This window comes from Undibacterium sp. Ji49W (genome assembly GCF_049340205.1).
Taxonomy (GTDB): domain Bacteria; phylum Pseudomonadota; class Gammaproteobacteria; order Burkholderiales; family Burkholderiaceae_D; genus Undibacterium.
The window spans coordinates 257,812-282,954 of record NZ_JBMPOW010000008.1; the positions used below are offsets into that span (position 1 = coordinate 257,812).

A 25,143-nucleotide genomic window follows, 5' to 3' on the forward strand; every position below is an offset into this window, starting at 1 on the left:
TTTCACACATACATCTTTAAACTGTTCACTGGCTAGAAATGTGATTTAAACTAACGTCTGTTATTAGTATTGCATCAGTTAATCCCCTGCTTCAGACGGGATTATTGTTAGCACCAACAGCCCACATTAATAATCTACGTCCATGAATTTGATACGTCTTAGCCTGCTCGCCGTTTTTATTTCATTCCTATCTTCCGCAGCAGCGCAACAAGACAATGTCAGTATCAACTCCTACACCATCAAAAAAAGTGATGCTCAATCCGTCACTGTTGAAGTTAACTACAATTATGATGGATCAAAAGGTTTTGTCCTTTTAGATGCATTCGCCAAGTCGCGTGATGGAGCAGTTCGAGCATTAGAGCTTGAACGAGGTTTTATCAATCAAGGGAAAAACATAACAACTACTGCTTCATTCCGAAGACCACCAGACAATGAAGTACAAAAAACCGATATCTTGCGACTCAAACTGGTTTCACAAAAAAATGGCGCAGTAGTGGCAAGTCGTGATTTTTACTTGCCTTATATCTGGGAGGCAACGAGTCTGCCGATAGATGAAACCATATCGAAATATAAATATGTGAATTTATTCGAATCAAGCTTTGTTGAGGGTGATTTCGCGGCAATTGACCAATTGCTGGATAAATTGATTAGCTCAGAATTAACTGACGCTTCTGGTAATTGGGAGTTATCGTCGTTTTCCTACGTGATGCAAATGCAATTCAATGGAAAAAATGACCAAGATGGTCTTAAGCGCATTCAACAATGGAAAAAGTTGAATCCCAAATCAACTGGCCCTTCAATTGCAGAAGCTATCTACTGGCAGGCAGCAGCATGGCGCATACGCGGTAGCGAAGCCAATCTTAGTGTTGATCCACTTGCCATGAAGCTTTTCAAGAAAAAAATGGATGCAGCAGAGCTTGCCCTGTCCAGCGCAAAATCCTATGCGTCCCGCGATCCTTCCTGGTATGAAATGTATTTATCAATAGCCCAGGAAAACAGTAAAAGCCTGACATTCACTGAAAAATTATTTAAGGAAGCAATCAAGCGCCATCCACACTTCCCAAATCTATACGAGAAAATGGCCTTAGTTTATGCCCCCAGATATGGTATCGCTGATTGGATAAAAGTAGACAAGATTGTAGAAACTGCTGTCAAGAACATACATGGAGCCAGTGACGCCGCTGTGTACGCATCCATCTATCAAAGGATCGCTTTATATCAAGAAATTGATTTTGAAATTTTTCGTGACAGCCTGGCAAGCTGGCCCAGAATTAAGCAGGGCTATGAAGATAGGCTGAAAAAGAAGCAGAACACGATACTGATGAACGAGATGGCCGTATATGCCTGCCGTGCGAATGACAAAGATACTTTTAACAAATTATGGGTACAAATTCAAGATAAGCTTGAACGAGAAAGTTGGCCCTCAAATTACACACCTGACATTTGCAAATATCGCTTTAACGGAAAAATGTAATCTCCGCTAATTTTCTTGCAAACCCACTTTCGAAAAACAATGAAATCATTACGCATTCAATTTGTCACCATTTTTCTAGCTGTCACGCTTGCAGTACCTGCTTTCGTTCATGCGGAGCAGAATGGCATCCCGAATCCATTTTCTCCTGCCCAAAAGGGAAAATGCAGGTTTGGTAATGATCAAGATGGTGTAGAAAACTTTGAGTATGGGGTAACTTCCCTGGCATCGCTATTCGAATCCCCCGATATGGGACCAGGGTCGGTCATGATTCATGTTCTGGATTGGGACTCACCCACCTGTACCTTCGATGACGGTCGCCCCAGACTGTCTGTTTTGTTAAAAGCTCTGTCGAAATCGTTTGACGATGAGAAAAACTGGGACAAAAACCTGCAAAGAGTAGAAGGATTAAAACTCAAATATCCCAACTCGGCACTTGGGGTAGTTGTTGAAGCGAGCTACTGGGCTACCTATGCATGGCATGCTCGCGGACATGGATACAGTTCCACGGTTACACCAGAGGGTCGGCATCTTTTCCATGAACGCATGGAAAAATCCGAAAAGATATTAGCGGACAATAAAACTGTCGGCGACACGTTGCCGAACTGGTATGAACTGATGCTGGAAGTCAAAGGTGCTTTGGGGCGATCAGAAGAAGAAAGAGGCAAGATTTTCTATGAAGGTGCAAAAAAGTATAAAAACTACCTGCCTTTGTATTTTAAAATGAGCCATTATCTCCAACCTTTATGGGGCGGAAAATGGGAAACTGTTGACGAAATGGTGACCTGGTCGGTCAACAATACCAAAGACTCAGAAGGACAATCCTTATACGCCAGGATTTACTGGTCGGTAGGGAAAAACATAGTGTACAAAAACAATCTGTTTGCAGTCTCGCCAGCAAAATGGCCTAAAATGCGTGCCGGATTTGAAGATTTGATGATCCGTTACCCCAAGAGCAAATGGAATTTAAATAATTTTGCGATGTTCGCTTGCCATGCGGGCGACAAGAAAACATTCCTGAACTTACGCAAAAAAATGGCTGACAATATTATGGATGATGCCTGGTCCTCAACCGTCTCGCTGGAATTGTGTGAGAACAAGTTCAACTATAAAAAATAGACAGCGATGCAATGTCAGAACGCAATCATTTCATGAAAGAATTGCGTTCTGACTTACTCATTCAAGGCCAAGCCCGTTCAAGCAATTTCAATCCAAAGTCTGCCTGTATCTCTTCAAGGCCAACACCCCCGCCAGCAATAAAAATACCAGCATGGGCCATAGTTCTGGCAAGAGCTGGCCTGCATCATTTCCCTTGAGTAAAATCCCGCGCACGATGCGCAGAAAATGGGTCAGTGGCAGTACTTCTCCCAAGACCTGGGCCCATTCCGGCATGGCGCGAAAAGGGAACATGAAGCCAGACAATAGCATGGACGGCAGAAAGAAAAAGAAGGTCATCTGCATGGCCTGCAACTGATTCCTGGCGATGGTGGAAAAAGTGAAGCCTACGGCGAGGTTGGCAAGAATGAACACCCCTATCATCGCCATCAGCAGACTAAAACTACCTACCATCGGGACTTCAAACAACAGGAATGCCGCCGTGATGATGACGGCCAATTGAATATAGCCCATCAAAACATAGGGCAGGATTTTACCCACCATGACTTCGGCCGGACGCACTGGCGTTGCCAGCAGGTTTTCCATGGTGCCGCGCTCACGTTCACGTGTCATGGCGAGTGAAGTGAGCATCACCATGGTCATGGTGAGTATGGTACCTATCAGACCGGGGACGATATTGTAGCGCGACAGGCCTTCGGGGTTGTAGCGACGGTGTACTCTCACCTCATACGCTGGTGAGCCGGTCTGCAAATAACGCAAAGGGCCGGTCAGGTCATGTTGCAGGGCCTGGGTGGCAATCACGTTCAGGGCAGCGATGGCATTGCCGGATGCGGAAGGATCGGTCGCATCTACCGACACCAGCAAGGCGGGCTTTTCACCGCGCACCAGTTGCTGGGTGAATTGGGGAGGTATCACCAGCAGGAATTGTACTTTGCCTGTTTCCAGCAGGGCCTCGGCTTCTTTTTCGCTTTGCCCGACTGAATCGACGCGGAAGTAGCCCGTGTTTTGCATAGCGACCACAAAGCTGCGTGCCATGGGGCTATTGTCTGTGCTGACGACTGCGGTTGGCAAACCCTTGGGATCGGTGTTGATGGCATAACCAAACAGGATGAGCTGCAAGATGGGAATGCCGACTGCCATGCCAAAGGTCAGACGGTCGCGCATCATTTGCTGAAACTCTTTGATGAAGATGGCAAACATGCGCGCCCAGGAAAAACGCTTCATGCGCCCACCTTCTGCCGTAGTTGATCTTTCGAGAAATTATCGGGCGCGCTGGCTATCAGGCTGATGAAGACATCTTCGAGATTGGCTGCGGATGCCGATATCTGGATGGCAGTCTTGCTGCTGATACTGTCCAGCGCCTGCAACACCAGGGCTTCATCCAGCCCGGCCACATGTACGGCATTGCCAAAGGCAGCAACACTCAATACGCCCGGTGCGGATTTCAAAGGTGCCAGCAGACTACCCAATTGTTCACCCTGCACAGTCCAGACTTTGAGTTTGGAATCACGAATGATTTCCTGTTCGGTACCACGCGCCAGAATTTTGCCGTAGGCGATGTACACCAGTTCATGGCAGCGCTCTGCTTCATCCATGTAATGGGTGGAGACCAGCACGGTAATACCCTGATCAGCCAGCAGATGGATCTGGTCCCAGAAATCACGGCGAGCCTTGGGGTCTACCCCGGCAGTTGGTTCGTCCAGCAGCAACAGACGTGGTTCATGGATAAGGCAGGCAGCCAATGCCAGCCTTTGCTTCCAGCCACCGGATAATGAACCGGCCAGTTGATGCTGGCGGGCGGTCAGGCCCAGTCTTTCCAGCGATTGATCGACTGCATTTTTACGGGATGGCAATTCAAACAGGCGGGCGACAAAATCCAGGTTCTGGCGTATCGACAAATCATCATACAGACCGAATTTTTGTGTCATGTAGCCGACTTGGCGTTTGATCTGTTCCGCCTGTTTGATGATATCCAGCCCCAGGCAGGTACCAGCGCCGGCATCAGGGGTCAACAAGCCGCACAGCATGCGTATGGTGGTAGTCTTGCCACTGCCGTTGGGCCCCAGGAAGCCACAGATACGGCCTTTGGCGACCTGCAATTCGACCTTGTCGACAACGGCACGTCCTCCATATGATTTGCTCAGGCCGTGAACGTCTATGGCCAGCTGGCCCTGCTCAGTGAACGTGCTGACCGCACTCACCTTGATGCTCCGGTAGTGCCATTACTGACAGCACTCACAGGGCTGACATCGAGTGGCTGACCCGGATGCAGCAACAAACGAGCGGGCTGATCCGGTATGGCTTCTACCAGGAAAACCAGTTTGGCTCTTTGAACATTCGAATAAATGACGGGCGGCGTATATTCAGCCTTGCTGGCAATGCGCGAGATATGGGCAAGGATAGCGGCACCGCAACCATCACAATTCAATTTGACAGCCTGACCAACCGTAACACTGCCAAGTTCGGCTTCAGGCACAAAGAACCTGGCTTTGCGATTTTCTGGCGGCAACAAGGACAGTACAGGCTGACCTGCCTGTATGTATTCGCCCTGACGGTAAAACACTTCAGCCACCAGAGCATTCGTGGGCGAGACCTGATTTTTTTGATCGGAACGCCATGCGCTCTGACGTACCACGTCTTTTGCAGCATCAGCACTGGCCTGTGCCGCTGCCCGCTCATCTACCCGTGCAGGCAAACGCGCCACACTCAGGGCTGCGCTTAGTTCGGCAACTCTTGCCTCGCTCAATTTGACATTGGTCTGAGCATCGTCGATACGTGATTTCGATACAAAACCCTGAGTCAATAATTGCTGCTGGCGTGCCAGTTCCTGTCTTGCCAGTGCGGCCTGGGCCTGGGCGCTTGCAAGCTGTGCCTGGCTGACAGCGATCTCTTCGCTGCGCCTGCCTTTTTCGGTATTGCTTGCCTGCGCCCTGGCACTCAAGAGACGAGCCTGCGCCTCATCACGTGCGGCATTTTCCACTTCGGCATCCAATGAAAACAAAGGCGCATCCTTGCTTACTTGCTGACCTGCCTGCACCCTGATCTGGTCCAGGCGGCCACCCAGCGGGGCCGAGATATAGACGTATTCGCCTTCAGCATAGCCAGACCAGCCTGTCGCAATCTTGTCCTTGCAGGCGCTAAGCAACAAGGGCAGGCTGCCCATTAACAATACATTCAGTACATTCAGTACATTCAGGATATTTTTGATGCGGCGAAATTGATCAGTCATGGTTCATATCCTCTTTGCTTGCGGCCAGGGCATACAGGGCACGGTTGACGCGGTCAGCAATGCCTTCATCACTGAGCACATGCTGCAAGGGCAGTTGCAATATGGCGGGTACAAAACCCAGTTCCAGCGCACGTGGTGCCACCAGCATGGGGGCAGCAACACTGCCCATGAGAAAGGTCAGGGCTTGCATGGGTGGCTGCATGGCCAGTTCACCTGCCTGCATGGCTTCCATCAGCAGGCCGACGATCAGTTGTACATGACGTGATCCGTTTTTTTGCAGGAACTGTGTCGCCACGGTTTCGCCCATGCTGGCATCGGTCCAGACCCGCCCTATCCAGCTGCCGTGCTCACGCAGTAAACGACCCAGCAGGCATAAGGCCTGGCGCAGGCGCTGTCGTGGTGAACCGGCATGATCAACTTCGGCCTGCAATTGCACAAACATTTCTTCATACATGGTCTGTAGCAACTGGGTCAGGTAGTTGTCCTTGCTACGAAAGTGATAATGAAACATGCCGACATTGACACCCGCATGCTCTGCCAGCAGGCGCAGTGACAAGCCGCTACAGCCGTATTGGGCAAATAACAATCGCCCGCTTTGCAGCAGGACTTCATCAAGTTGTTGTGAGGGACGTGCCATGCAGTTTCAATTCCACAATTACTATGCAGTTGACTAATAATTGAAGTTTGCGATCATCAAGGCCGCGTGTCAAGCACATTTTTTAAGCACCTGTGGATTTGCAAAGCCTGTTTGAAAAATCGAAAGGCCTGGATTGAAGATGAAAAACCATCTGTGCAAGATGCACAAAGTCACTCCCAATCCATCCGCTGCAAAAGCAATCTGCACCTGTAAAACTGCATTTCATCGCGTTGTCATGGCGGGTAATTCTGCAAACAACTACAGTGCAATCACTCCCACCCGAATTGAAAGGAAATATCATGAACATCACCGCAAACATGGACGCCGTCGTCATCGCTACTATCGCCCTGGTCATGCTGAGTAATCTCTTGCATGTCCTGATCGCTTAAGGAAGGCAAATCATGCTGACATTTCTGATCTGGCTGGCTTTATTTGTATTGTGCTGGCCACTGGCATTGCTGGCGCTGGTGATTTACCCGGTAGTATGGTTACTGCTGCTACCGTTCCGGATACTGGGTTTTGCCGTTGATGGCGTGTTTGAATTATTGCGCGCCATCTTTCTGTTGCCATCCCGCATACTGGGGAACCGGCCTTGATGGGCGCTGTGCAATGCCGACCGAGTACTTACCTGATCAAGCTTAATTACAGCTAATTCAGCTAATATCGACTGATATTGGCTAATGCTTATTCGTTATGTGCTATTCGTTATTGGCTATGATTGAATAGTTCGTGCAATTCCTCGAAGCGGTCTTCGACATCATCTGCCGACAAACCCAGGAATTCACAGGCTGCTTCCCCGCCCTTTTCCCATTCACAGGAAAATTCCTGTCCATGATATTTCTGTATACCGTACTCGGCCAGCAAGGCCAGTGCAATCAGGCTTTTCACTGATTCTTCTGTGCCCGGGTCATTCAGCACCTCATAATCATGATGCAACAAGATTGCCATTGAGACGTTTTCTGGCAAACCCCAGGTACGTGCCATGAGGGAACCAATGGCTGCGTGCGATGTGGCATGACGTCGCTCTTCTACCGCAGTGAAGCTTTCGTTCGCCTCTTTGTACGCCAGCTCCAGCGTTTCTGCATAATCGGGGAAACGTTCCAGCAATAATGGAATGCCAATATCGCAAAACAGGCCAAAAGTGTGCGCCAGATCACCAGGACAGACGCGCATGCGGCGTGCCAGTTGCGTCATGGCCTGCGCCCGTTTGGTAGAAAAATCCCAGAACTTGACCAGGGATACTTTTTCCACCTGTATGCTTTGTCGGGCAATAATGCCGGTCATCAAATTACCGCACTGGGTAATGCCCAGCAAACTCACCGCATGCTCAACCGATTTGGCTTTCAGGCGCAAGCCGAAAAATGATGAATTGGCCAATTTCAACAAGGATGCTGACATAGCAACATCATTGGCAATGATGGCTGTCAGCCTGCGCGGATCAGGATCATCGTCAGCCAGCTCCACCTGTACGTCTGCCAACAGACTAGGGCGAGGCGGGATGCGTATGGTCTTGATCAGCGCATCGACAGATTGTTCGGTGGTCAGCCTGGGGGCTGCCTGGGCGGCGGAGCTTGTCATATAGATACGTCAGAAAGGATTACGCTTACAACTTGCATTGTAAACGCAATTCATTGCCGGATAGAAAATCCATGTTAATTTTCCGCCTTCCCGAAGATGTTTTATGCACAGTGTTTTATTTAACCGGAATAGGTGTGCCACGGTCTACCGCCACCGCTGTCACACTATTCTTGGGTGAACCATCTATCAACTTGTCTGAATAAGTCAGGTAGACCAGCGCGTTGCGTTTTTGATCCACCATGCGCACGATGCGTAATTTCTTGAACAGGATAGACAGGCTCTGATTAAACACTTCTTCTTGCTGCTTCATGGGGCCAGGGAAACTGATGGGTCCCACCTGACGACAGGCAATCGAGGCTTCTGCCTTGTCTTCCGCCAGGCCCAGACCACCACTGATACCGCCGGTCTTGGCGCGCGACACATAGCAGGTTACCCCGTTCACACGGGGATCATCATAGGCTTCGACCACGACTTTATGATCAGGGCCGATCAGCTTGAAGGCGGTGTCGACGCTACCTACCGTTTCAGCCTGCGCGACTGATGCTAAAGATGTGAGCAAAACCAGAGTGCTTGCAACAACAGCATGATTAAGGTGTGAAAGCTTCATCGTCGTTTCTTTCAGTAAAGTGGTGAAAATGACATACACCTTAGCGATATCTGGCTTATTGGTTTTTATTCAAGTGGGAGTGGTTTTTCCCATAAAAGAAATAAATCGCTATTGCCACCGCCATCCAGATGAAAAACACATGATAGGTCGTTGGTGGCAAATCCTTCAGAATATACAGGCAGGCAACAATGCTCAAACCTGGTATCAGGTAAGGCCCAAAAGGCACACGGAAGCCGCTCGCACCTTCGCCCAGACCCTGACGCCGGATCACAGGCACCGCAACGGACACCACCATAAAGGCGACCAGTGTGCCCATGCTGACCATGTCCCACAGGAAGGTGGAATCAACCAGCCCGGCAACGATACCCACCAGCAGACAAACAATAATGGTATTGCTGACAGGGGTGCGGGTGCGGGCATGCACGCGCTGGAAAGATGCCGGTATCAGGCCATCCTTGCTGATCGCAAACAGGATGCGGCTTTGTCCGTAGATGGTCACCAGTGTCACGCTGAATACTGAAATCACGGCACCGGCTGACAACACCAGAGCCGGCCAGGCTTTGCCAGTCACATTCTGCAAAATAACGGCCAGACCAGCTTCTTGCCCTTCAAACATTTTGGCTGGCTGGGCACCTACGGCTGCCACTGCCACCAGCAGATAAAACACGGTGACCACGATCAGCGCCGCCATGATGCCCAGCGGCACATTGCGCTTGGGGTCTTTGACTTCGGCACCAGCAGTTGCCACCGTATCCAGACCAATGAAAGAGAAAAACACGGTACCCGCAGCAGCAGTCACACCGGCCATGCCAGCCAGGCCCTTGCTGTTGTCAGTATTAAAGAAAGGCGTGAAATGTTCGGCATTGAAACCAGAGAAAGCGATGATGACGAAGAAAGTCAAAATCACCAGCTTGATCAATACCATGACGGCATTCACCGTCGCTGATTCCTTGGCACCGCGCAACAGCAGGAAGCAACAGATGGCAACCAGTATCATGGGCGGCAGATTGAACTGACTGGCATGAATTTCCACGCCGTTGGCACCAGCCACAATCATCGGTGAACGCAGCATCTCGGGTATGTGCCAGCCCAGTGCATTTGCCAGGAAGTTATTCAGATAGGCCGACCAGCCTATCGCTGTTGCACTGGCAGCCAGTCCATATTCAAGCAAAAGACAGGCGGCCACTATAAATGCACCGAATTCACCCACTGTGGCATAGGCATAAGAATACGACGAACCCGATGCCGGGATCCTGGATGACAGCTCTGAATAACATAATGCCGTCAAACCAGCGGTGACTGCGGCAATCAGAAATGACAGAATCACGGATGGCCCTGCCTTGGGCACGGCTTCCACCATGGTGAAAAAGATGCCGGTACCGATGGTGGAACCAACGCCTATCATGGTCAGTGCGAACAAACCCAGTGAACGATGCAGGCTATGGCCCTGATCGTCTGTCACCTGTTCGCTGTGGTCGATCGGTTTGGTGCGGGTCAGTTGCTGCCCCAATGTTTGTTGTCTCAAGATAATCCCTTCTTCTTGTACGCAATTGGACTGCGGCAATGTCATGTTACGGCAATGCAATGTGCATGCCTGGGCAACGCCCGCGGCACCACGCCTGCCCGGGCAAATGACCCGCAATCCTGTCTTTATCATGTCAGCAGCTCATTGGCTGCTGTTCTGGTCATGGAATAGCATTTAACATGCCAGTCCCGCCCCGAAAATCGCAATCATAGCGGTAAATCTGCCGGACTTGATGTCAGATCGCTTATTTTTAGCGTGTTGTATAAGTGGATTTATACCCCGGCAGAACGGTGATACAATGCGGCCCCATGTCTGCCTACAGAATTTCCCGCTCCTGCTTTCGCCACATCGTGCGCACAGTACTATTGTTATATGTACTGACGCTGGGTGTCGCCATGGCATCGTCACTGGTGAAATCTGACAGCATGAACCTGATCTGTACCAGCACCGGCTATAAATTCGTCAGTCAGACTGGGGCCACTGATGACGGCAAGAATGCAGGCAAGAGCATGACGCATTTGCTGGATTGCTCTTTATGCCTGGCAACTGCCCTGCCCGCGGCGCTGCCTCAAACCGATGCATATGTGCCGCAGCACGCACTGTCTTACGCCACCCGATCTATACCGGCAGCCCGTCTGGCTGCCATTGTTTCTGCCCCCCTGCCCGCACGCGGGCCGCCTGTAGCCTGAAAAAATCGACCACGGTTCAGTTGTAGCAGCGTATTTTTACATTGCTGCAAACTGCTTTGCGCTTTCATGCGCAGTCTATTTTTTTGACTAGCTATGTCCCATTCCTTGACCAAACTGCGTCTGCACACTCTGAGTGCCGCGCTGATAACTGCTTTTCCCCTGCTGCCAGCTTTTGCCGCAGATGCCACTGACAACAATGACAATCCACAGCAAATGGAGCGTGTCACCATCAATGGCGACCGCCCATCTTCCTTGCCAAAAGAAATACCTACCACCATAGAAGGCATCAATGCCAGGACCATGGAACGCACCATCAATGCCATTGATGCCGAAGATGCCTTGAAATACCTGCCCAGCCTGCTGGTGCGCAAGCGTTATGTCGGTGACTATAATCATGCGGTACTGGCTACCCGTGCATCAGGCACGGGCAATAGTGCGCGCTCGCTGGTCTATGCCGATGGTATCTTGCTGTCCAATCTGCTGGGCAACGGTGCCACATTTACCCCACGCTGGGGCCTGGTGACGCCAGAAGAGATAGAACGCGTGGATGTCCTGTATGGACCATTTTCGGCCGCTTATGCAGGCAACTCTGCTGGTGCCGTGGTGGATTACGTGACCCGCATGCCGAAGGGATTTGAAGCCCACGCAAAGCTGGTTGGTTTCAGTGAAAACTTCCAGTTGTATGGCACGGACAAAAGTTATAGCGGCAAGCAGTTGAGTGCCAGTCTGGGTAATAAGCAGGGTGCATTCTCCTGGTGGTTGAATCTGAACCAGCTTGATAGTGATGGTCATCCTATCGCTTTCGCCAACAAACTATTGTCCGCAGGTGTCAGCAGCAGCGCAGGCAAAGTCGTCACCGGCGCCATTGCCGACAAGAACCCGCAAGGTGCCGACTGGTGGATACTGGGCGCCACCGGCCAGTACCATACCACCCAGGACCATGCCAAGATCAAGCTGGCCTACGACTTCAGCCCTACGCTGCGGGCCAGCTACACGCTGGGTTACTGGCGCAATAACATGGACAGTGGCGTCGAAACTTATCTGCGTGATGCCGCTGGCAACCCTGTGTACAGTGGTGACATCAATATAGGCGGTAAAAAATATACGCTGGCAGCGACAGATATGTCGAACAGCAAAAACCAGCTTGAACATATCACCCATGGCCTGAACCTGAGAAGCAATACCAAAGCCGAATTTGACTGGGAAATCGCCGCCAGCCTGTATGACTACAGCAAGGACATCGTACGTGCACCGACAGTAGCCATTCCCCAGGCAGATAGCGGCGGTGCCGGCCGTATTACAGATGGCAACGGCACCGGCTGGAATACTCTGGCGCTGAAGGGCATCTGGCGCCCGAATGCAGAGCACACGACGGAATTTGGTTATCAGCGTGAAGCCTATCAATTGCGCACACTGGTATCGGATACTGACAACTGGATCAGCGGCAGCGCAATAAAACGTTTTTCTGCCTTCCAGGGCAATACCCAGTTACAAAGCCTGTATGCGCAAGATGCCTGGCGCATCAACCAGCAATGGAAAACCATTATCGGTGGCCGCTTCGAACAGTGGCAGGCAGACAAGGGAGCCATTTCCAATGCCAGCTCTACCCTGAACTTCATAGACCGTAACGAAAGCTATTTTTCACCCAAGGCAGCGCTTGCCTTCAAAGCCAGTGAAGACTGGACACTGAAGGCGTCACTGGGCCGTGCTGTCCGTATGCCGACGGTATCAGAACTGTATCAGGGTACGATTTCTACCACGGCCATCGTGAACAATGACCCGACCCTGAAACCGGAAAAATCCTGGACCACGGAATGGACAGCAGAGCGCGTACTGAATGAAGGCAAAGGCTTTTTGCGCGCAACAGTGTTCCATGAAAGAACCCGGGATGCACTTTATTCGCAAGTCAACACGCTGGTGACACCGAACATCACAAACATCCAGAATGTGGATGAAATTCATACCACAGGGCTGGAACTGGCGTATCAGGCCAGCGATGTATTTACCCGTGGACTGGATCTGCTTGCAAGCCTGACATATGCCGACTCAAGCATCACCAAGAACGACAAATTCCCGGCCAGCGTGGGCAAATGGCAGCCACGTGTACCTGCGTGGCGGGCCAACCTGGTGATTAGCTACCAGCCGGATGAAAAACTCAGCACCAGTCTGGGCTTGCGCTATAGCGGCAAACAGTATGGCTCACTCGATAACAGTGATACCAATGCCTTTACCTATCAGGGATTTTCCAGTTTTGTAGTGGCAGATATACGGGTACGTTACCAGCTCGCCAGACAATGGGCGGCATCGATAGGCATAGACAACCTGAACAATAAAAAGTACTGGGCCTTCCACCCTTACACACAACGCACTGTGGTGGGTGAATTGAAGTTCGACTTTTAAATCGATAGGCTGACATGCAGACCTGCACATGTCTGATCAGGCATGTGCAGGTAACTGTTAGTTGTCGGCACTAAAATGCGCCTTAGCATAAGTTTCGCGTTCCAGTTCCTGTATCTCAACACACAATTGCACATCCAGCCCCGCAGGCCGTGGCCCATGCTTGCTGATGATGGCGAGCACCAGCTCTGACAGTTCACGTTTCACTTCGATTGTACGGCCTGTCAATATCACCAGTTTGGCGTGCAGGAAAGCTCTTTCTGCATTGGCTGTACCGATGACATAGGTATCAAAGCGGATGGCGCGACTTTTGATATCGATTTCCTTGAAATGATTCGTCGCCACCAGGGCAGTATTGATTTCCAGCAGTAGTTCCCTGGTCTGTATGGGCAAATTGGCGGAGTATTCGACGGTAAGATGTGGCATGGCTATCCTGTAGTTTCGTTCGTTTCTGGTCGCTGGATTTTGGTCTGGCAGTTTTTTGTTTTTTGCTGATTGTCGATTACTGATTACTACAACTGTACCAGCATCAGGTGGTAATTGTTTCTGATCGCAGTTTTAACAAAGCCACAGGACTCGTACACGCGAATGGCAGGGTTTTGCGGATGCACTGTCAGCGACACCTGGCGAAAACCATGATGACGCGCAGTATCCAGCGCCGCCAGCATCATTTGCCGGCCATAACCCTGATGCTGATAGGCAGGCAGCAAGGCGATGCCCAGTTGCGGTGTCTGTTCATCCACATACGCCAGGCCCATGCCATCAGGTACCAGGCGCATCCAGCACGCACCTACAGCTTCCGTCTGGCCAGCCGGTTGAGCAATGACGCCGACATCCGTGGCGCATCCCCATTCTTCCGCATAAATGCGTACGCCGGGCAATTGCAGGGTTTCCAGCGGACGCAAACCTGCTGGCGGCGGGTCCCACAAAGCAATATGCAAGAAACGCCAAAGCAAATCCTGATGCCTGGCAAGCAACGGGGTGAAGGTGATGGACATGGGTCAATATAATGAATATCCAAAGTGCAGATATTGTAAGCACATGCGGTCAACATTGCTTAGTCTTGTAGAGAATATCGGGGGGCAGCGGGAGGCGATGGGAGACTATTGATTTGCTGACTCAGCGGCTATGGCGAACTGAAATCACGGCACATCATTGAAAAGAGGCCTTTTTCCCGTGTGCAGGAATGCGCACGGGAAAAAGACCTCTGGACTGACTACTGCAATAAAAATTACCTGGATGCAGTCACTATGCTGGAGGCGCCTGCCTTTTTCAGTTCTTCGCTGGCGTCACAACCGCCTACATTTTCACTATCAAATACTTTAGGCTCCCAATTGTTTTCCATGATGGAGTCTTTTTTGGCGGTAATGTAATAGCGTGTGCAAGGCTGCACATTCACCACCAGCATTTTTTGTGAAGGCGCACCGGCCAGAGACTGGCTGATCTGAACGAGGACATTATGCTTGCCAGGAGCGATTTGTACCGGCCCTTTGAAGTTGGCTTGCTGATCCACTGCAACAATCTGTACTGGATATTCGTGATTCGGCAATGGACGGTCAGGATTACCATTCAGGTAAGACAATGGCGCCATGGTGCAGGCCCCCAGGAATGCGACGCTCAGGGCGGAAGCAACAGCTACTTTGATCAGGGATTTCATGTGTTTCCTTTATTTTGAGAGGAAAATCAATTTTTATAAGCATTGTTGATTGTATACAGAATTTCCAGCAATGCAATATTGCTATATGTATCTTTTTGTATGCCGATTTCATGCCCGCATCGCCTGTCTGCATTGCTCTGACAGTCGCCAATCAGGCATTTCTGTTGCATAATCGTAAGCTTATCTTTCAGGAGTATGCATGAGTATCACGATGATCATTTTTTTCAAGGCACTGATTGTGGTACCGATCACCTTGTTACCTATTCTGAACCCCATCGCGATTGCTCCGATTTTTCTGTCCATGACCGGCCCTATAGAGCCGCAACTGGCCAACCGGCTGGCGAAGCGTATCGCACTGAACTGTTTCTTCCTCTTGATGGGTGCAGTCTTCATCGGTTCCTATGTACTGGATTTTTTTGGCATATCACTGCCTATCGTGCGGGTTGCTGGCGGTATCGTGGTCGCCATGGCTGGCTGGAAGCTGTTGAACGATCAGGGGCAGGACAAGCTGCGTAATTCCGTCGCTGCCTCGCATGGTGGCAGTACCTGGACCCGTGAAGAACTGCGCAGCCGCGGGTTTTATCCCTTCAGTTTTCCGCTGACGGTAGGGCCAGGCACTATTGCTGCATCAGTCACACTGGGTACGCAGATGCCACACAAGCCAGTAGACTGGATCATCACCAGTATTGCCTCGGCCCTGGGTGTATTGTTGACGACGCTGGTGATTTACCTGTGCTATCGCTTTGCACGCAATATGGAACGCTTCCTCGGTGACGTTGGCGCAACCGTGCTCATGCGTCTATCCGCTTTTATCCTGTTGTGTATAGGGATAGAAATTGGCTGGGCAGGTATTTCTGATCTGATCGGTGACCTGAAACTGCGCTAGAGCAGTTTGCCTGGCACGCCCGCATATGCACTGCGGGCACTAATACTGTCACTAATACTGTAAGTAATGCAGGCGGATATCTTATCCGCCTTGGCGTTCTGCACTTACAGTGTCTCTTGCAGCATCAGTGCATGCTCCACCAGTTCGGTTTCATCGCCGATGCGGCTGTTCCAGGCGCGGCTGAAATAAGTTTTCTCTACCTGCGTAGGGGCCACATACCAGATCACCATCAGGGTGCCCTTGTGGTCATGAATCTTGGCCAGCTTGGTAATACATTCCGTATTGCCATCAATATCTGCGAGACCTATCGCGTAGCCGTAAACACGGCTCAGACGTTCTATACGGTCTGGCTCGGTTTCGCTATTGGTGGCAGAAATTTTCGGGTGATCCAGATACATGGTGCAGTCTCCGTCTTCAAATGGTCTTTTTTCATTTTATCGCATCGGCCTGCCCACGGCTATCGGCATTTGGCATGTCTGTAGCGCTGATGAGGAAAACTCAGGCTCTGTTGCGTTTTTCCCATTTGCATTCCTGTCTGGCCAACACTTTGTTGGTCGGGTCCACGGTCTCCAGGTAGACATCAAAACCCCATAACCTGGCGACATGCTTCAACATTTCGCCAGTCTGCATATTCAAGGGGCGACGCTGATACTGGGTATGACGCAAGGTCAAAGCGCGGTCGCCCTGCATATCGACCGACCAGACCTGGATGTTAGGTTCACGGTTACCCAGGTTGTATTGCCCCGCCAGTTGCTCGCGCAGGTAACGATAACCCTGTTCATCATGAATCGCAGAAATCAGCAACTTGTCCTTGCTGTCATCATCAAGGATGGCGAAAAAGTGAAAATCGCGCATCAGTTTGGGCGACAGGTACTGGGCAATAAAGCTCTCATCCTTGAAATTGCGCATGGCGAACTGCAAGGTTTTTTGCCAGTCACTACCGGCAAAGTCGGGAAACCATTCACGGTCTTCTGCCGTCGGTGTCTCGCAGATGCGGCGTATGTCGCGCATCATGGCAAAGCCCAGGGCATAGGGATTAATGCCACTGAAATAGCGGCTGCTGACCGGTGGCTGGTAGACGACATTGGTGTGGCTTTGCAAAAATTCCATCATGAAACCATCGCCGACCACGCCTTCTTCATATAGTTGTTGAAGTATGGTGTAGTGCCAGAAGGTAGCCCAGCCCTCGTTCATGACCTGGGTCTGGCGTTGCGGATAGAAATATTGCGATACCTTACGGATGATGCGCACGATCTCGCGTTGCCACGGTTCCAGCAAGGGCGAATATTTTTCTATGAAATACAACAGATTTTCTTGCGGTTCGGATGGTACTCGCTGTTCCGCCTGGCTTTCCGGCACTTCATTGCGCCTTGGCACGGTACGCCACAAGTCATTGACTTGTGACTGCATGTATTTTTCTCGTTCTGCCTGGCGCACGCGTTCTTCGATCAGCGATATCTTGGCCGGGCGCTTGTATCGGTCAACGCCATAATTCTGCAAGGCATGGCAGGAATCAATAATCAGTTCCACCGCTTCCATGCCATAGCGCTGTTCGCAGTCAGCGATATAATTCTTGGCAAACAGCATGTAGTCAATAATCGCTTCGGCATCGGTCCAGGTGCGGAACAGGTAATTGCCTTTGAAAAAGGAATTATGACCATACGCTGCGTGGGCAATCACCAGTGCCTGCATGGTCAGACTGTTTTCTTCCATGAGGTAAGAAATGCAAGGATTGGAATTGATGACGATTTCGTAGGCCAGCCCCATCTGCCCGCGTTTATAACTTTTTTCCGTAGACAGAAAATGCTTGCCGAATGACCAGTGATTGTAGGATACCGGCATCCCTACCGAGGCATAGGCATCCATCATCTGTTCGGCTGTGATGACTTCCAGCTGATTGGGATAGGTATCCAGCCCGAACTGTTCGGCTACCCGGCGAATTTCTTCATGCGCCTGTTCTATGAGTTCAAAAGTCCATTCCGATTGCTCGGGCAAGGCACGGGGATGTTTTCTTCTGGTACTGGCATGGCTGGCTTCCATGTTGGACCTCATTTCGGCTGTTTCTTGAACAATTCCCTGAAGACCGGATAAATGTCAGCCGGTGTTTCTATTTTTTGTATGGCAAAGTGCGCATGGTGTTGGGCCACTTTCTCATATTCCAGCCACAGGTTCTGCGGCTGACCATCGGTGATTTCCACGTAGGCATAATACTGCACCAGCGGCATGATAGTGTTGGTTAACAGTTGTCCGCAGGTTGCCGAATCATTGTCCCAGTTATCGCCATCCGACGCTTGTGCCACATACACATTCCAGTCACTGGCGGTGTATCGTTCACGCACAATTTGCGACAACAGGTTCAGTGCGGATGAAACGATGGTGCCGCCCGATTCGCGTGAATGAAAAAAAGCATCTTCATCCACCTCCATCGCAGTCGTATGATGGCGGATAAAAACCACCTCGATTTTTTCATAGGCACGGGTCAGGAACAGGTACAACAAAATGAAGAAGCGTTTTGCCGTATCTTTTTTCTGCTCATCCATGGAGCCGGATACATCCAGCAAACAAAACATCACGCACTGGCTGGCGGGTTTCGGTATCTTGACCCTATTGCTGTAGCGCAGGTCAAAAGGATCAAGGAAGGGTATTGCCAGCAGACGCGTCCGCAGGTGATGGATCTCTTGCTTGAGCGTGACAACCCTCGCGTCTTTGGCATCGGCACCAGAATCTAGCAGGACGGTCATCTCTGCTTCGGCTTCTTTCAAACGACGCGCAGATTTGCCGCCAACTGCTATGCGCCTGCCCATGGCACCGCGCAATGAGCGCAACACATGCAGGCTTGATGCCGTGCCTGAAGTCTTGTAACCGGCGCGCTGGCTTTTGAAATCGGTGGTAGAGGTCAGTTGTGTCTTGACCATATTCGGCAATTCCAGATCTTCGAAGAAATAGTTCATGAATTCTTCGCGTGACAGCTGGAATACAAAATCATCCTCAGCAGAATCTTCGCTATTGCCACCCTGCCCTTTGCCAGAACCACCACCGCCGCCCTTAGGCCGGGCCACCTGGTCGCCGCGCTGGTATTGTTCATTACCAGGCTGCACGCCTTCCCACACTCCACCGTGCGTATGGCCAAAGCTTGGCTCACTGACATCCCTTACGGGTATTGATATACGTTCGCCGCTTTCGATATCAGTAATGGAGCGCCCTTTGACTGCGCGTGCAACAGCATCCTTGATCTGCCCCTTATAGCGCCGCAAAAAGCGTTCACGGTTCGGTGCAGATTTGTTTTTACCCTGGACACGCCGGTCGATCAGATGAACCAAAATGCTCTCCCGTTTGCCGCAAAATCTTTCACTTGCCTGATTAGCATTCGCCCTCCTGCCATCAAGACGATTTTCTTACCCGCAGATACCATTCACATAACAAGCGAACCTGTTTGGCAGTGTAGCCTTTGGCCACCATGCGTTCGACAAATTCCTGATGCTTGTTGGAGTCGTCAGCACTGGCCTTGGCATTAAAGGAAATAACGGGCAATAACTCTTCCGTATTCGAAAACATTTTTTTCTCGATGACCGTGCGCAGTTTTTCATAACTGGTCCAGGCCGGATTTTTACCGGCATTCTGCGCCCTCGCCCTCAGCACGAAATTCACGATTTCATTACGGAAGTCTTTGGGGTTGGAAATACCTGCCGGTTTCTCGATTTTTTCCAGTTCATTATTGAGTGCATCGCGATCAAAACTTTCACCGGTATCGGGATCACGGAATTCCTGGTCCTGTATCCAGAAATCAGCAAAGGTCACATAACGATCAAAAATATTTTGACCATACTCCGAATAACTTTCCAGGTAGGCGGTCTGAATTTCTTTGCCTATGAATTCTGCATAACGCTGTGCCAGATATTCCTTGATATAAGACACATACTTTTGTTCTATTTCAGGCGCAAATTGTTCGCGCTCTATCTGCTGTTCCAGTACGTAGAGCAAATGCACAGGATTGGCAGCGACTTCTGTATTGTCAAAATTAAATACCTTGGACAAAATCTTGAATGCAAAGCGGGTTGACAGTCCATTCATGCCCTCGTCAACACCAGCATAATCTGCATACTCCTGACGTGACTTGGCCTTGGGGTCGGTATCCTTCAGATTCTCGCCGTCATATACCTGCATCTTGCTGAAAATGCTGGAATTTTCCGGTTCTTTCAGGCGTGAGAGTACGGCAAACTGGGCCATCATTTTCAGCGTACCGGGGGCGCAAGGCGCACTCGCCAATGAGGAAGTGCGCACCAGCTTTTCATAGATTTTTATTTCATCATTCACACGCAGGCAATATGGCACCTTGACGATATAAATACGGTCAAGAAAAGCCTCATTGTTTTTATTGTTTTTAAATGCCTTCCATTCCGACTCATTCGAGTGCGCCAGCACGATGCCTTCAAAAGGGATGGCGCCAAAACCCTCGGTACCTTTGAAGTTCCCCTCCTGGGTGGCTGTCAGCAGAGGATGGAGGACCTTGATCGGCGCCTTGAACATTTCAACAAATTCCATCAAGCCCTGGTTAGCCAGGCACAGACCACCGGAATAGCTGTAAGCATCCGGATCATCCTGCGCATATTCTTCCAGTTTGCGGATATCGACCTTGCCTACCAGTGAAGAAATATCCTGATTATTTTCATCGCCAGGTTCGGTTTTGGACACGGCAATCTGCTTCAGCACGGAAGGATAGCGGCGCACCACGCGGAACTGGTTGATGTCGCCATTGAATTCATGCAGACGCTTTACGGCCCACGGGCTGGGGATGCTCTTCAGATAGCGACGTGGAATGCCGAAATCTTCTTCCAGCAAGACGCCGTCTTCTTCTTCATTGAACAAACCGAGAGGAGATTCATTGACGGGGGACCCTTTGATGCAATAAAAAGGGATTTTTTCCATCAGGTATTTGAGGCGTTCGGCAATCGAAGATTTGCCACCTCCGACTGGCCCAAGCAAGTACAGGATTTGCTTGCGCTCTTCCAGCCCCTGTGCAGCATGGCGGAAATATGCCACGACCTGCTCAATGACTTCTTCCATGCCATAAAATTCGCGGAAGGCTGGATAGATCTTGATGACCTTGTTGGAGAAAATGCGTGACTGGCGGGAATCATGGCGCGTATCCACCAATTCAGGTTCACCGATGGCCGCCAGCATTCGTTCAGACGCACTGGCAAAGACCAGCGGATCTTTTTTACACAGATCGAGATATTCCTGCATGGAATATTCTTCTTCCCGTGTTCGTTCATACCGTGCGGTGTAGTTGTCAAAGATATTCATCCCGACCTCCATGGATAAGCAAAAAGCAAATTCCGAACCGGTCTGGCAGCAGCACCAAATTCATTGCCGCCAGCACACTACGACTTTAGTGTAGTTGAAATTATCAAAACGTGCAGCGCAAATTGTTACTCTGTGCAAAATGTTGGATCAAAGCACTGTTGTAAAATCGTGACGAACAGGCTTTGGTATAAACATATTCACTTAATGACGCTGTATGAGTTCTACTTTCTCATGCAACGCGCTATCAGGCACAAACGTTGACCGGCTTGTTCAAGGCATTGGTGAAATAATGTGAATGCACGGTGTGCACATGCACATAAAACCTGGGAGGATTAGGCGCTAAGATGCGATTAAGAATTGAGATGCTTATGACATGTGACAAGAAAACACTTCATCCATGACAGATGAAATGTCTTCTACGCCAACTTGAACTGGTAGGGAGGCAGATTTTCTTTTGCCGGCAATTCGGCCAACAATAATTCCAGTGCAGAGACTTCAAGCGGACGATAATAATAATATCCCTGGAAGAAATCACAGCCTATCTCTTTCAGGAAGATTTCCTGTTCTTTATTTTCCACACCTTCGGCGACGGTATGGCAAGACAGGATGTCAGCCAGTGAAATAATGGCCTTGATGATCATTTCACTTTTCTTGTTGTGCCCGATCTGCGCTACAAATGAGCGATCAATCTTGACGCTTTGTGCCGGGAAATGACTGAGCTTGGACAATGACGAATAACCAGTGCCGAAATCATCAATCGCAATACTGAAACCACGCGCTTTGAGTTCGTCGAGGTGGTGTATGGTCAATGTTTCGTTAGCGATGAGGCCGGTTTCGGTAATCTCGAATTCCAGATAAGACGAGGCAACATCATGACGCTGACAACAGTCATCGATCAGTTGCAACAAATCGCTGCGGGCAATATCTGTCACCGACAAATTCAAAGCAATCACAGGACAATCACCAAAACGGTTCAGCCAGTCACGTATCTGGCTACACACCTGGTCCATGACAAAATTGCTGATCAGGCGTATTAATCCGGCCCGCTCGGCTATCGGAATAAATTCAGCCGGGGGGACATTGCCCAATGTCGGTGATTCCCAGCGCAACAGGGCTTCCATGCCTGCGATATTGCCATCACGCGCTACCTTGGGCTGATACACGAGGCGGAATTCATTTTGCTTCAAACCATTGACGATGCCGACTTCAATTTCGACGCTGCGCCGTATTTGCTGCGCATCTTCTTCATCAAACAGGGTCACGCTCTGGTCGCTAGACCGACGGGCAGTATCCAGTGCGACTTCGCTGCGGCGTATCAAATCATCTGGCAATTTATCATCTGGCCGCACCAGGGCGATACCCGCAGAAAACTGCACCAGCAAATTTTCACCATTGATTTCCAGCTCTTTGGGCAGGTTGTTGCGAACCTTTTCTACCAGCTTGATGATCTCGCCTGGTGTGCGCGAATGTTCGACCACAAAAGAAAAGACGATACTGCGCAAGCGTGCGCAGAAACAGTTTTTTGGCAGTGCGCGTGACAACTCTTCGGCAAAGCGACGCAACAGAATATCACCGGTATGGGCACCAAACTGCTGGTTGGCATGCCGTATGCTATTCAAACGGAAGGAAACCAGGGCCGTTACCTTGCTATCGTCATTGTCGGCCAGAATGTCATGCAGATGGCTGCGCAGCATGTCGCGGTTGGGCAGATTGGTCAGAGCATCGTGGCGGCTCAGGTAATCTTCGCGTTCCAGGCTCAATTGCAGGGCATGATGCATGGAGTGCAGGCCGGATACGTCCCTGAGTGCAACGATATAGTGCTCAGTCGACGTTTGTGAAATATTTTCCAGCGCGACCAGCTTGCCGTCACGCGTACGGTAGGCTGACATGCGCATGTTTTCAGACTCATCGCTGTTCGGGCTTTTCAGGCGCACGCTGTTATCCAGCGACAACCAGGCAAACAGTGCCAGCTCTTCATCTTTATCTACATTGCGGCCCAGCAAATTGTTGGCGAGTTGATTTGCCTGCAATATCTGGCCACTGGCATCCGTCAACAACAGGGCAGAACCGGCATTTTGAAACACTTCTTCATACTGCGCGTGGCTCACCGTCAGCGCATCACTCGCCTGACGATAACGCTTGGCCGACACATCCAGCTCATGCAAGACCCTAAACACGGCCAGTGGTACACAGGTATTAAAAAACAAAAATAACAGCGACTGGATATACGTATTACTGGCAGGAAGGGTAACGTCAAAACCAGGCACGCTGAATATAGGCCGGTTCATCAACAGCAGCAGGAAAGGCAGGAAATTGAATACCATCAGCCCCATGGCCAGCCGGGTACCAAAGAACAGGCGCGCAATAATGGGCGTGGTGTAGATGAAAATATAGCCAAACTTGGCTATATCAAAATCGCTGATAAAGCTGACGATGGAAAATGCAGACGCATAAACCGTGCCTATCAATATGGCAGCACCCGCACGCAAGTGCCGGGATGAATAATACAAACCCACCGCCAGCACAGCATAGAAAAAACCAACGACCCACAACACCTGATAGGCGCCAACCGCGATTGCATCCAGAGAACTGTGAATCGCCACGGCTGCTTCCAGCACGAAGCCGGACATCAAAATGATACGTAGTGCGCTTAATTTCCATGCGGTGTGCTCGGCAGGCGTTAGTGCACTTTCATTAAGAAAAAGCCAGCGAAACATGTCATGTATTGGAATAAGAAGCTAAAGTCTGTTGCCGAAGAACGAATGCACACCAGCAAGCCAGCACACATGCCGGCACAAGGACCAGAAAATACATAGCACTACCTTGCGGTACCACTACCCTGTCTTGCTGAACGGATTGCACATCCATTTCGTTGTCAACATGACCCGAAAAAACTGTGAGGAAATGTTTCCAAAATCAAGGTGCATTCTCTCATAGATTTATATCGTTTCCGCATTTGCCGTGACAATTTACAAACCTTTTAATGAAAATTAGTTTTCATTAACTGATTTCCATATGACGATAGATTTTCACTTTAGGTATTTTCTGCTTGTATCAATCAATACCAGTACATGACAGCAAGCTGGGCATAGTTTGCAGTGTGCTCACAAAATATGATTGCATATTATGCAATTTATTCTATACTGAGCTCTCATTGAATCAGCTTGAAGACGAGGGCAATTCAACTCATGCAGTGCGGTACGCACTATGAGCGCAGATAACAAAAAACGAAACTTTTTTGCCTTGTCACCAGTTTGTCCCCCACAAAAACAGAGCGCTGCATTTCAAATACGTTTTAGTAGCCGCTTAGTAGAACTCATTTCATAAATAGGGATGAGTGCGAGCAAGGCGATTCGGGATGCAGTGCAAGGCGTGACGCGCAGCTAAGGCTGGTGCCTTAGCAAGCGGCGCAACGCTGCAATGCGCCCGAATCGCCAGCTCCCGAAGGGTTTGCCTCATAACGCGTGCTGGACTGCGTTGGACTCGTTGTCAATAGACCCGCTATTGACTGCCTCGTCCGCCTTGCCAGCCCGCGTTATGAGGCAAACGCATCTCACCCCTATTTATGAAATGAGTTCTAGGGGCTGTTAACATTCAATAAAATGTGTTTACATTCGGTATTGGAAAAATAGGATACCGAAATGCAAAGCGACCGCAAGATGTTAAGAGATGATCAATGGAAGAAGATAGAAGCCTTATTACCTGGGAAAGTGGGTGATCCGGGGCGGTCAGGGGAGAATAATCGTCAATTTGTTGAAGCTGTTTTATGGATAGTGCGAACCAGTTCACCCTGGCGTGATTTACCGGCGGAATTAGGGAATTGGCATACGACCTATACGCGTTTTAAGCGCTGGGGTGAAGCAGGTGTATGGCAAGAAATAGTGGAAGCAGTGAGCGGCGATCGGGATATGGAAGCGCTAATGATTGATAGCACGGTGGTGAGAGCACATCAACATGCTTCAGGTGCTGCAAAAAAGAAGGGCGTCAAGCGATAGGACGTTCACGCGGCGGCCTGACCAGCAAAATACACGTCGCGGTGGATGCGCT

21 protein-coding genes and 1 pseudogene are annotated in these 25,143 nt (G+C 50.1%); 7 read left to right on the plus strand and 15 right to left on the minus strand.

The window, feature by feature from the left end:
- The first annotated feature begins 142 nt into the window (after nucleotides 1–142).
- Both ACO0LK_RS12290 and ACO0LK_RS12295 read left to right on the plus strand, forming a co-directional pair.
- On the plus strand, nucleotides 143–1,474 hold the full coding sequence (locus ACO0LK_RS12290; protein WP_422975428.1) for a DUF4034 domain-containing protein: 1,332 nt from the start codon (nucleotides 143–145) through the stop codon (nucleotides 1,472–1,474).
- 39 nt (nucleotides 1,475–1,513) lie between these two features.
- Nucleotides 1,514–2,590: a hypothetical protein gene (locus tag ACO0LK_RS12295; RefSeq protein ID WP_422975430.1), complete on the plus strand. Its 1,077-nt coding sequence runs from the start codon at nucleotides 1,514–1,516 to the stop codon at nucleotides 2,588–2,590.
- Nucleotides 2,591–2,677: 87 nt separating this feature from the next.
- On the opposite strand, the gene ACO0LK_RS12300 is transcribed toward ACO0LK_RS12295, so the two are convergent.
- From ACO0LK_RS12300 to ACO0LK_RS12315, 4 genes are read right to left on the minus strand one after another with little or no spacing between them, the layout of a single operon-like run.
- The gene (locus tag ACO0LK_RS12300) at nucleotides 2,678–3,811 is read right to left on the minus strand and encodes an ABC transporter permease (RefSeq protein WP_422975432.1); all 1,134 of its coding nucleotides are present in this window, start codon (nucleotides 3,809–3,811) and stop codon (nucleotides 2,678–2,680) included.
- Nucleotides 3,808–4,788, minus strand: coding sequence for an ABC transporter ATP-binding protein (locus ACO0LK_RS12305; protein WP_422975434.1), 981 nt, complete (start codon nucleotides 4,786–4,788; stop codon nucleotides 3,808–3,810). The genes ACO0LK_RS12300 and ACO0LK_RS12305 overlap by 4 nt, the downstream gene beginning before the upstream one ends.
- Nucleotides 4,785–5,816 (minus strand): HlyD family secretion protein, encoded by a 1,032-nt coding sequence (locus ACO0LK_RS12310; protein WP_422975436.1) that lies wholly within the window; start codon nucleotides 5,814–5,816, stop codon nucleotides 4,785–4,787. The genes ACO0LK_RS12305 and ACO0LK_RS12310 overlap by 4 nt, the downstream gene beginning before the upstream one ends.
- The gene (locus tag ACO0LK_RS12315) at nucleotides 5,809–6,453 is read right to left on the minus strand and encodes a TetR/AcrR family transcriptional regulator (protein ID WP_422975438.1); all 645 of its coding nucleotides are present in this window, start codon (nucleotides 6,451–6,453) and stop codon (nucleotides 5,809–5,811) included. Before ACO0LK_RS12315 ends, ACO0LK_RS12310 begins: the two co-directional genes overlap by 8 nt.
- Before the next feature lie 401 nt (nucleotides 6,454–6,854).
- On the opposite strand from ACO0LK_RS12315, the gene ACO0LK_RS12320 reads away from it, so the two are divergent.
- Nucleotides 6,855–7,049: a hypothetical protein gene (locus ACO0LK_RS12320; RefSeq protein ID WP_186948142.1), complete on the plus strand. Its 195-nt coding sequence runs from the start codon at nucleotides 6,855–6,857 to the stop codon at nucleotides 7,047–7,049.
- Nucleotides 7,050–7,158: 109 nt separating this feature from the next.
- Here the strand turns inward: ACO0LK_RS12320 and ACO0LK_RS12325 are convergent, their stop codons facing one another.
- The 3 genes from ACO0LK_RS12325 to ACO0LK_RS12335 all read right to left on the minus strand — a co-directional run bounded on the left by ACO0LK_RS12325 (nucleotide 7,159) and on the right by ACO0LK_RS12335 (nucleotide 10,163).
- The gene (locus ACO0LK_RS12325; protein ID WP_422975440.1) at nucleotides 7,159–8,031 is read right to left on the minus strand and encodes an HDOD domain-containing protein; all 873 of its coding nucleotides are present in this window, start codon (nucleotides 8,029–8,031) and stop codon (nucleotides 7,159–7,161) included.
- Between the two features lie 115 nt (nucleotides 8,032–8,146).
- Nucleotides 8,147–8,638: a CreA family protein gene (locus ACO0LK_RS12330; protein WP_422975442.1), complete on the minus strand. Its 492-nt coding sequence runs from the start codon at nucleotides 8,636–8,638 to the stop codon at nucleotides 8,147–8,149.
- Nucleotides 8,639–8,693: 55 nt separating this feature from the next.
- Complete coding sequence (locus ACO0LK_RS12335; protein WP_230412244.1) at nucleotides 8,694–10,163, minus strand: APC family permease; 1,470 nt, start codon at nucleotides 10,161–10,163, stop codon at nucleotides 8,694–8,696.
- A 350-nt stretch (nucleotides 10,164–10,513) separates the two neighbouring features.
- On the opposite strand from ACO0LK_RS12335, the gene ACO0LK_RS12340 reads away from it, so the two are divergent.
- Both ACO0LK_RS12340 and ACO0LK_RS12345 read left to right on the plus strand, forming a co-directional pair.
- Nucleotides 10,514–10,852: a DUF2946 family protein gene (locus ACO0LK_RS12340; protein WP_422975444.1), complete on the plus strand. Its 339-nt coding sequence runs from the start codon at nucleotides 10,514–10,516 to the stop codon at nucleotides 10,850–10,852.
- A 93-nt stretch (nucleotides 10,853–10,945) separates the two neighbouring features.
- A complete protein-coding gene (locus tag ACO0LK_RS12345) occupies nucleotides 10,946–13,252 on the plus strand; it encodes a TonB-dependent receptor (protein ID WP_422975446.1) in 2,307 nt (768 codons plus the stop codon).
- Between the two features lie 57 nt (nucleotides 13,253–13,309).
- Here the strand turns inward: ACO0LK_RS12345 and ACO0LK_RS12350 are convergent, their stop codons facing one another.
- The 3 genes from ACO0LK_RS12350 to ACO0LK_RS12360 all read right to left on the minus strand — a co-directional run bounded on the left by ACO0LK_RS12350 (nucleotide 13,310) and on the right by ACO0LK_RS12360 (nucleotide 14,906).
- A complete protein-coding gene (locus ACO0LK_RS12350; RefSeq protein ID WP_422975448.1) occupies nucleotides 13,310–13,675 on the minus strand; it encodes a 5-carboxymethyl-2-hydroxymuconate Delta-isomerase in 366 nt (121 codons plus the stop codon).
- 86 nt (nucleotides 13,676–13,761) lie between these two features.
- A complete protein-coding gene (locus ACO0LK_RS12355; protein WP_422975450.1) occupies nucleotides 13,762–14,247 on the minus strand; it encodes a GNAT family N-acetyltransferase in 486 nt (161 codons plus the stop codon).
- A 233-nt stretch (nucleotides 14,248–14,480) separates the two neighbouring features.
- A complete protein-coding gene (locus tag ACO0LK_RS12360) occupies nucleotides 14,481–14,906 on the minus strand; it encodes a hypothetical protein (protein ID WP_186948149.1) in 426 nt (141 codons plus the stop codon).
- Nucleotides 14,907–15,105: 199 nt separating this feature from the next.
- Here ACO0LK_RS12360 and ACO0LK_RS12365 point away from each other — a divergent pair, with 199 nt between their 5' ends.
- A complete protein-coding gene (locus ACO0LK_RS12365; RefSeq protein ID WP_422975452.1) occupies nucleotides 15,106–15,792 on the plus strand; it encodes a MarC family protein in 687 nt (228 codons plus the stop codon).
- A 104-nt stretch (nucleotides 15,793–15,896) separates the two neighbouring features.
- Here the strand turns inward: ACO0LK_RS12365 and ACO0LK_RS12370 are convergent, their stop codons facing one another.
- The 5 genes from ACO0LK_RS12370 to ACO0LK_RS12390 form a co-directional block, all read right to left on the minus strand.
- The gene (locus ACO0LK_RS12370; RefSeq protein WP_422975454.1) at nucleotides 15,897–16,190 is read right to left on the minus strand and encodes a hypothetical protein; all 294 of its coding nucleotides are present in this window, start codon (nucleotides 16,188–16,190) and stop codon (nucleotides 15,897–15,899) included.
- 100 nt (nucleotides 16,191–16,290) lie between these two features.
- Nucleotides 16,291–17,832 carry a SpoVR family protein gene (locus ACO0LK_RS12375; RefSeq protein WP_422975456.1) on the minus strand — a complete coding sequence of 514 codons (1,542 nt, stop codon included), beginning with the start codon at nucleotides 17,830–17,832 and terminating at the stop codon, nucleotides 16,291–16,293.
- Between the two features lie 8 nt (nucleotides 17,833–17,840).
- On the minus strand, nucleotides 17,841–19,112 hold the full coding sequence (locus ACO0LK_RS12380) for a YeaH/YhbH family protein (protein ID WP_422975458.1): 1,272 nt from the start codon (nucleotides 19,110–19,112) through the stop codon (nucleotides 17,841–17,843).
- 61 nt (nucleotides 19,113–19,173) lie between these two features.
- Entirely contained in the window at nucleotides 19,174–21,096 is a 1,923-nt protein-coding gene (locus ACO0LK_RS12385) for a PrkA family serine protein kinase (RefSeq protein WP_422975460.1), read from the minus strand.
- A 416-nt stretch (nucleotides 21,097–21,512) separates the two neighbouring features.
- Nucleotides 21,513–23,813, minus strand: a complete 2,301-nt coding sequence (locus ACO0LK_RS12390; RefSeq protein ID WP_422975462.1) for a putative bifunctional diguanylate cyclase/phosphodiesterase — start codon at nucleotides 23,811–23,813, stop codon at nucleotides 21,513–21,515.
- Between the two features lie 924 nt (nucleotides 23,814–24,737).
- Between ACO0LK_RS12390 and ACO0LK_RS12395 the strand changes: the two are divergent.
- Nucleotides 24,738–25,143: pseudogene (locus ACO0LK_RS12395) on the plus strand (IS5 family transposase); the annotation flags it as partial.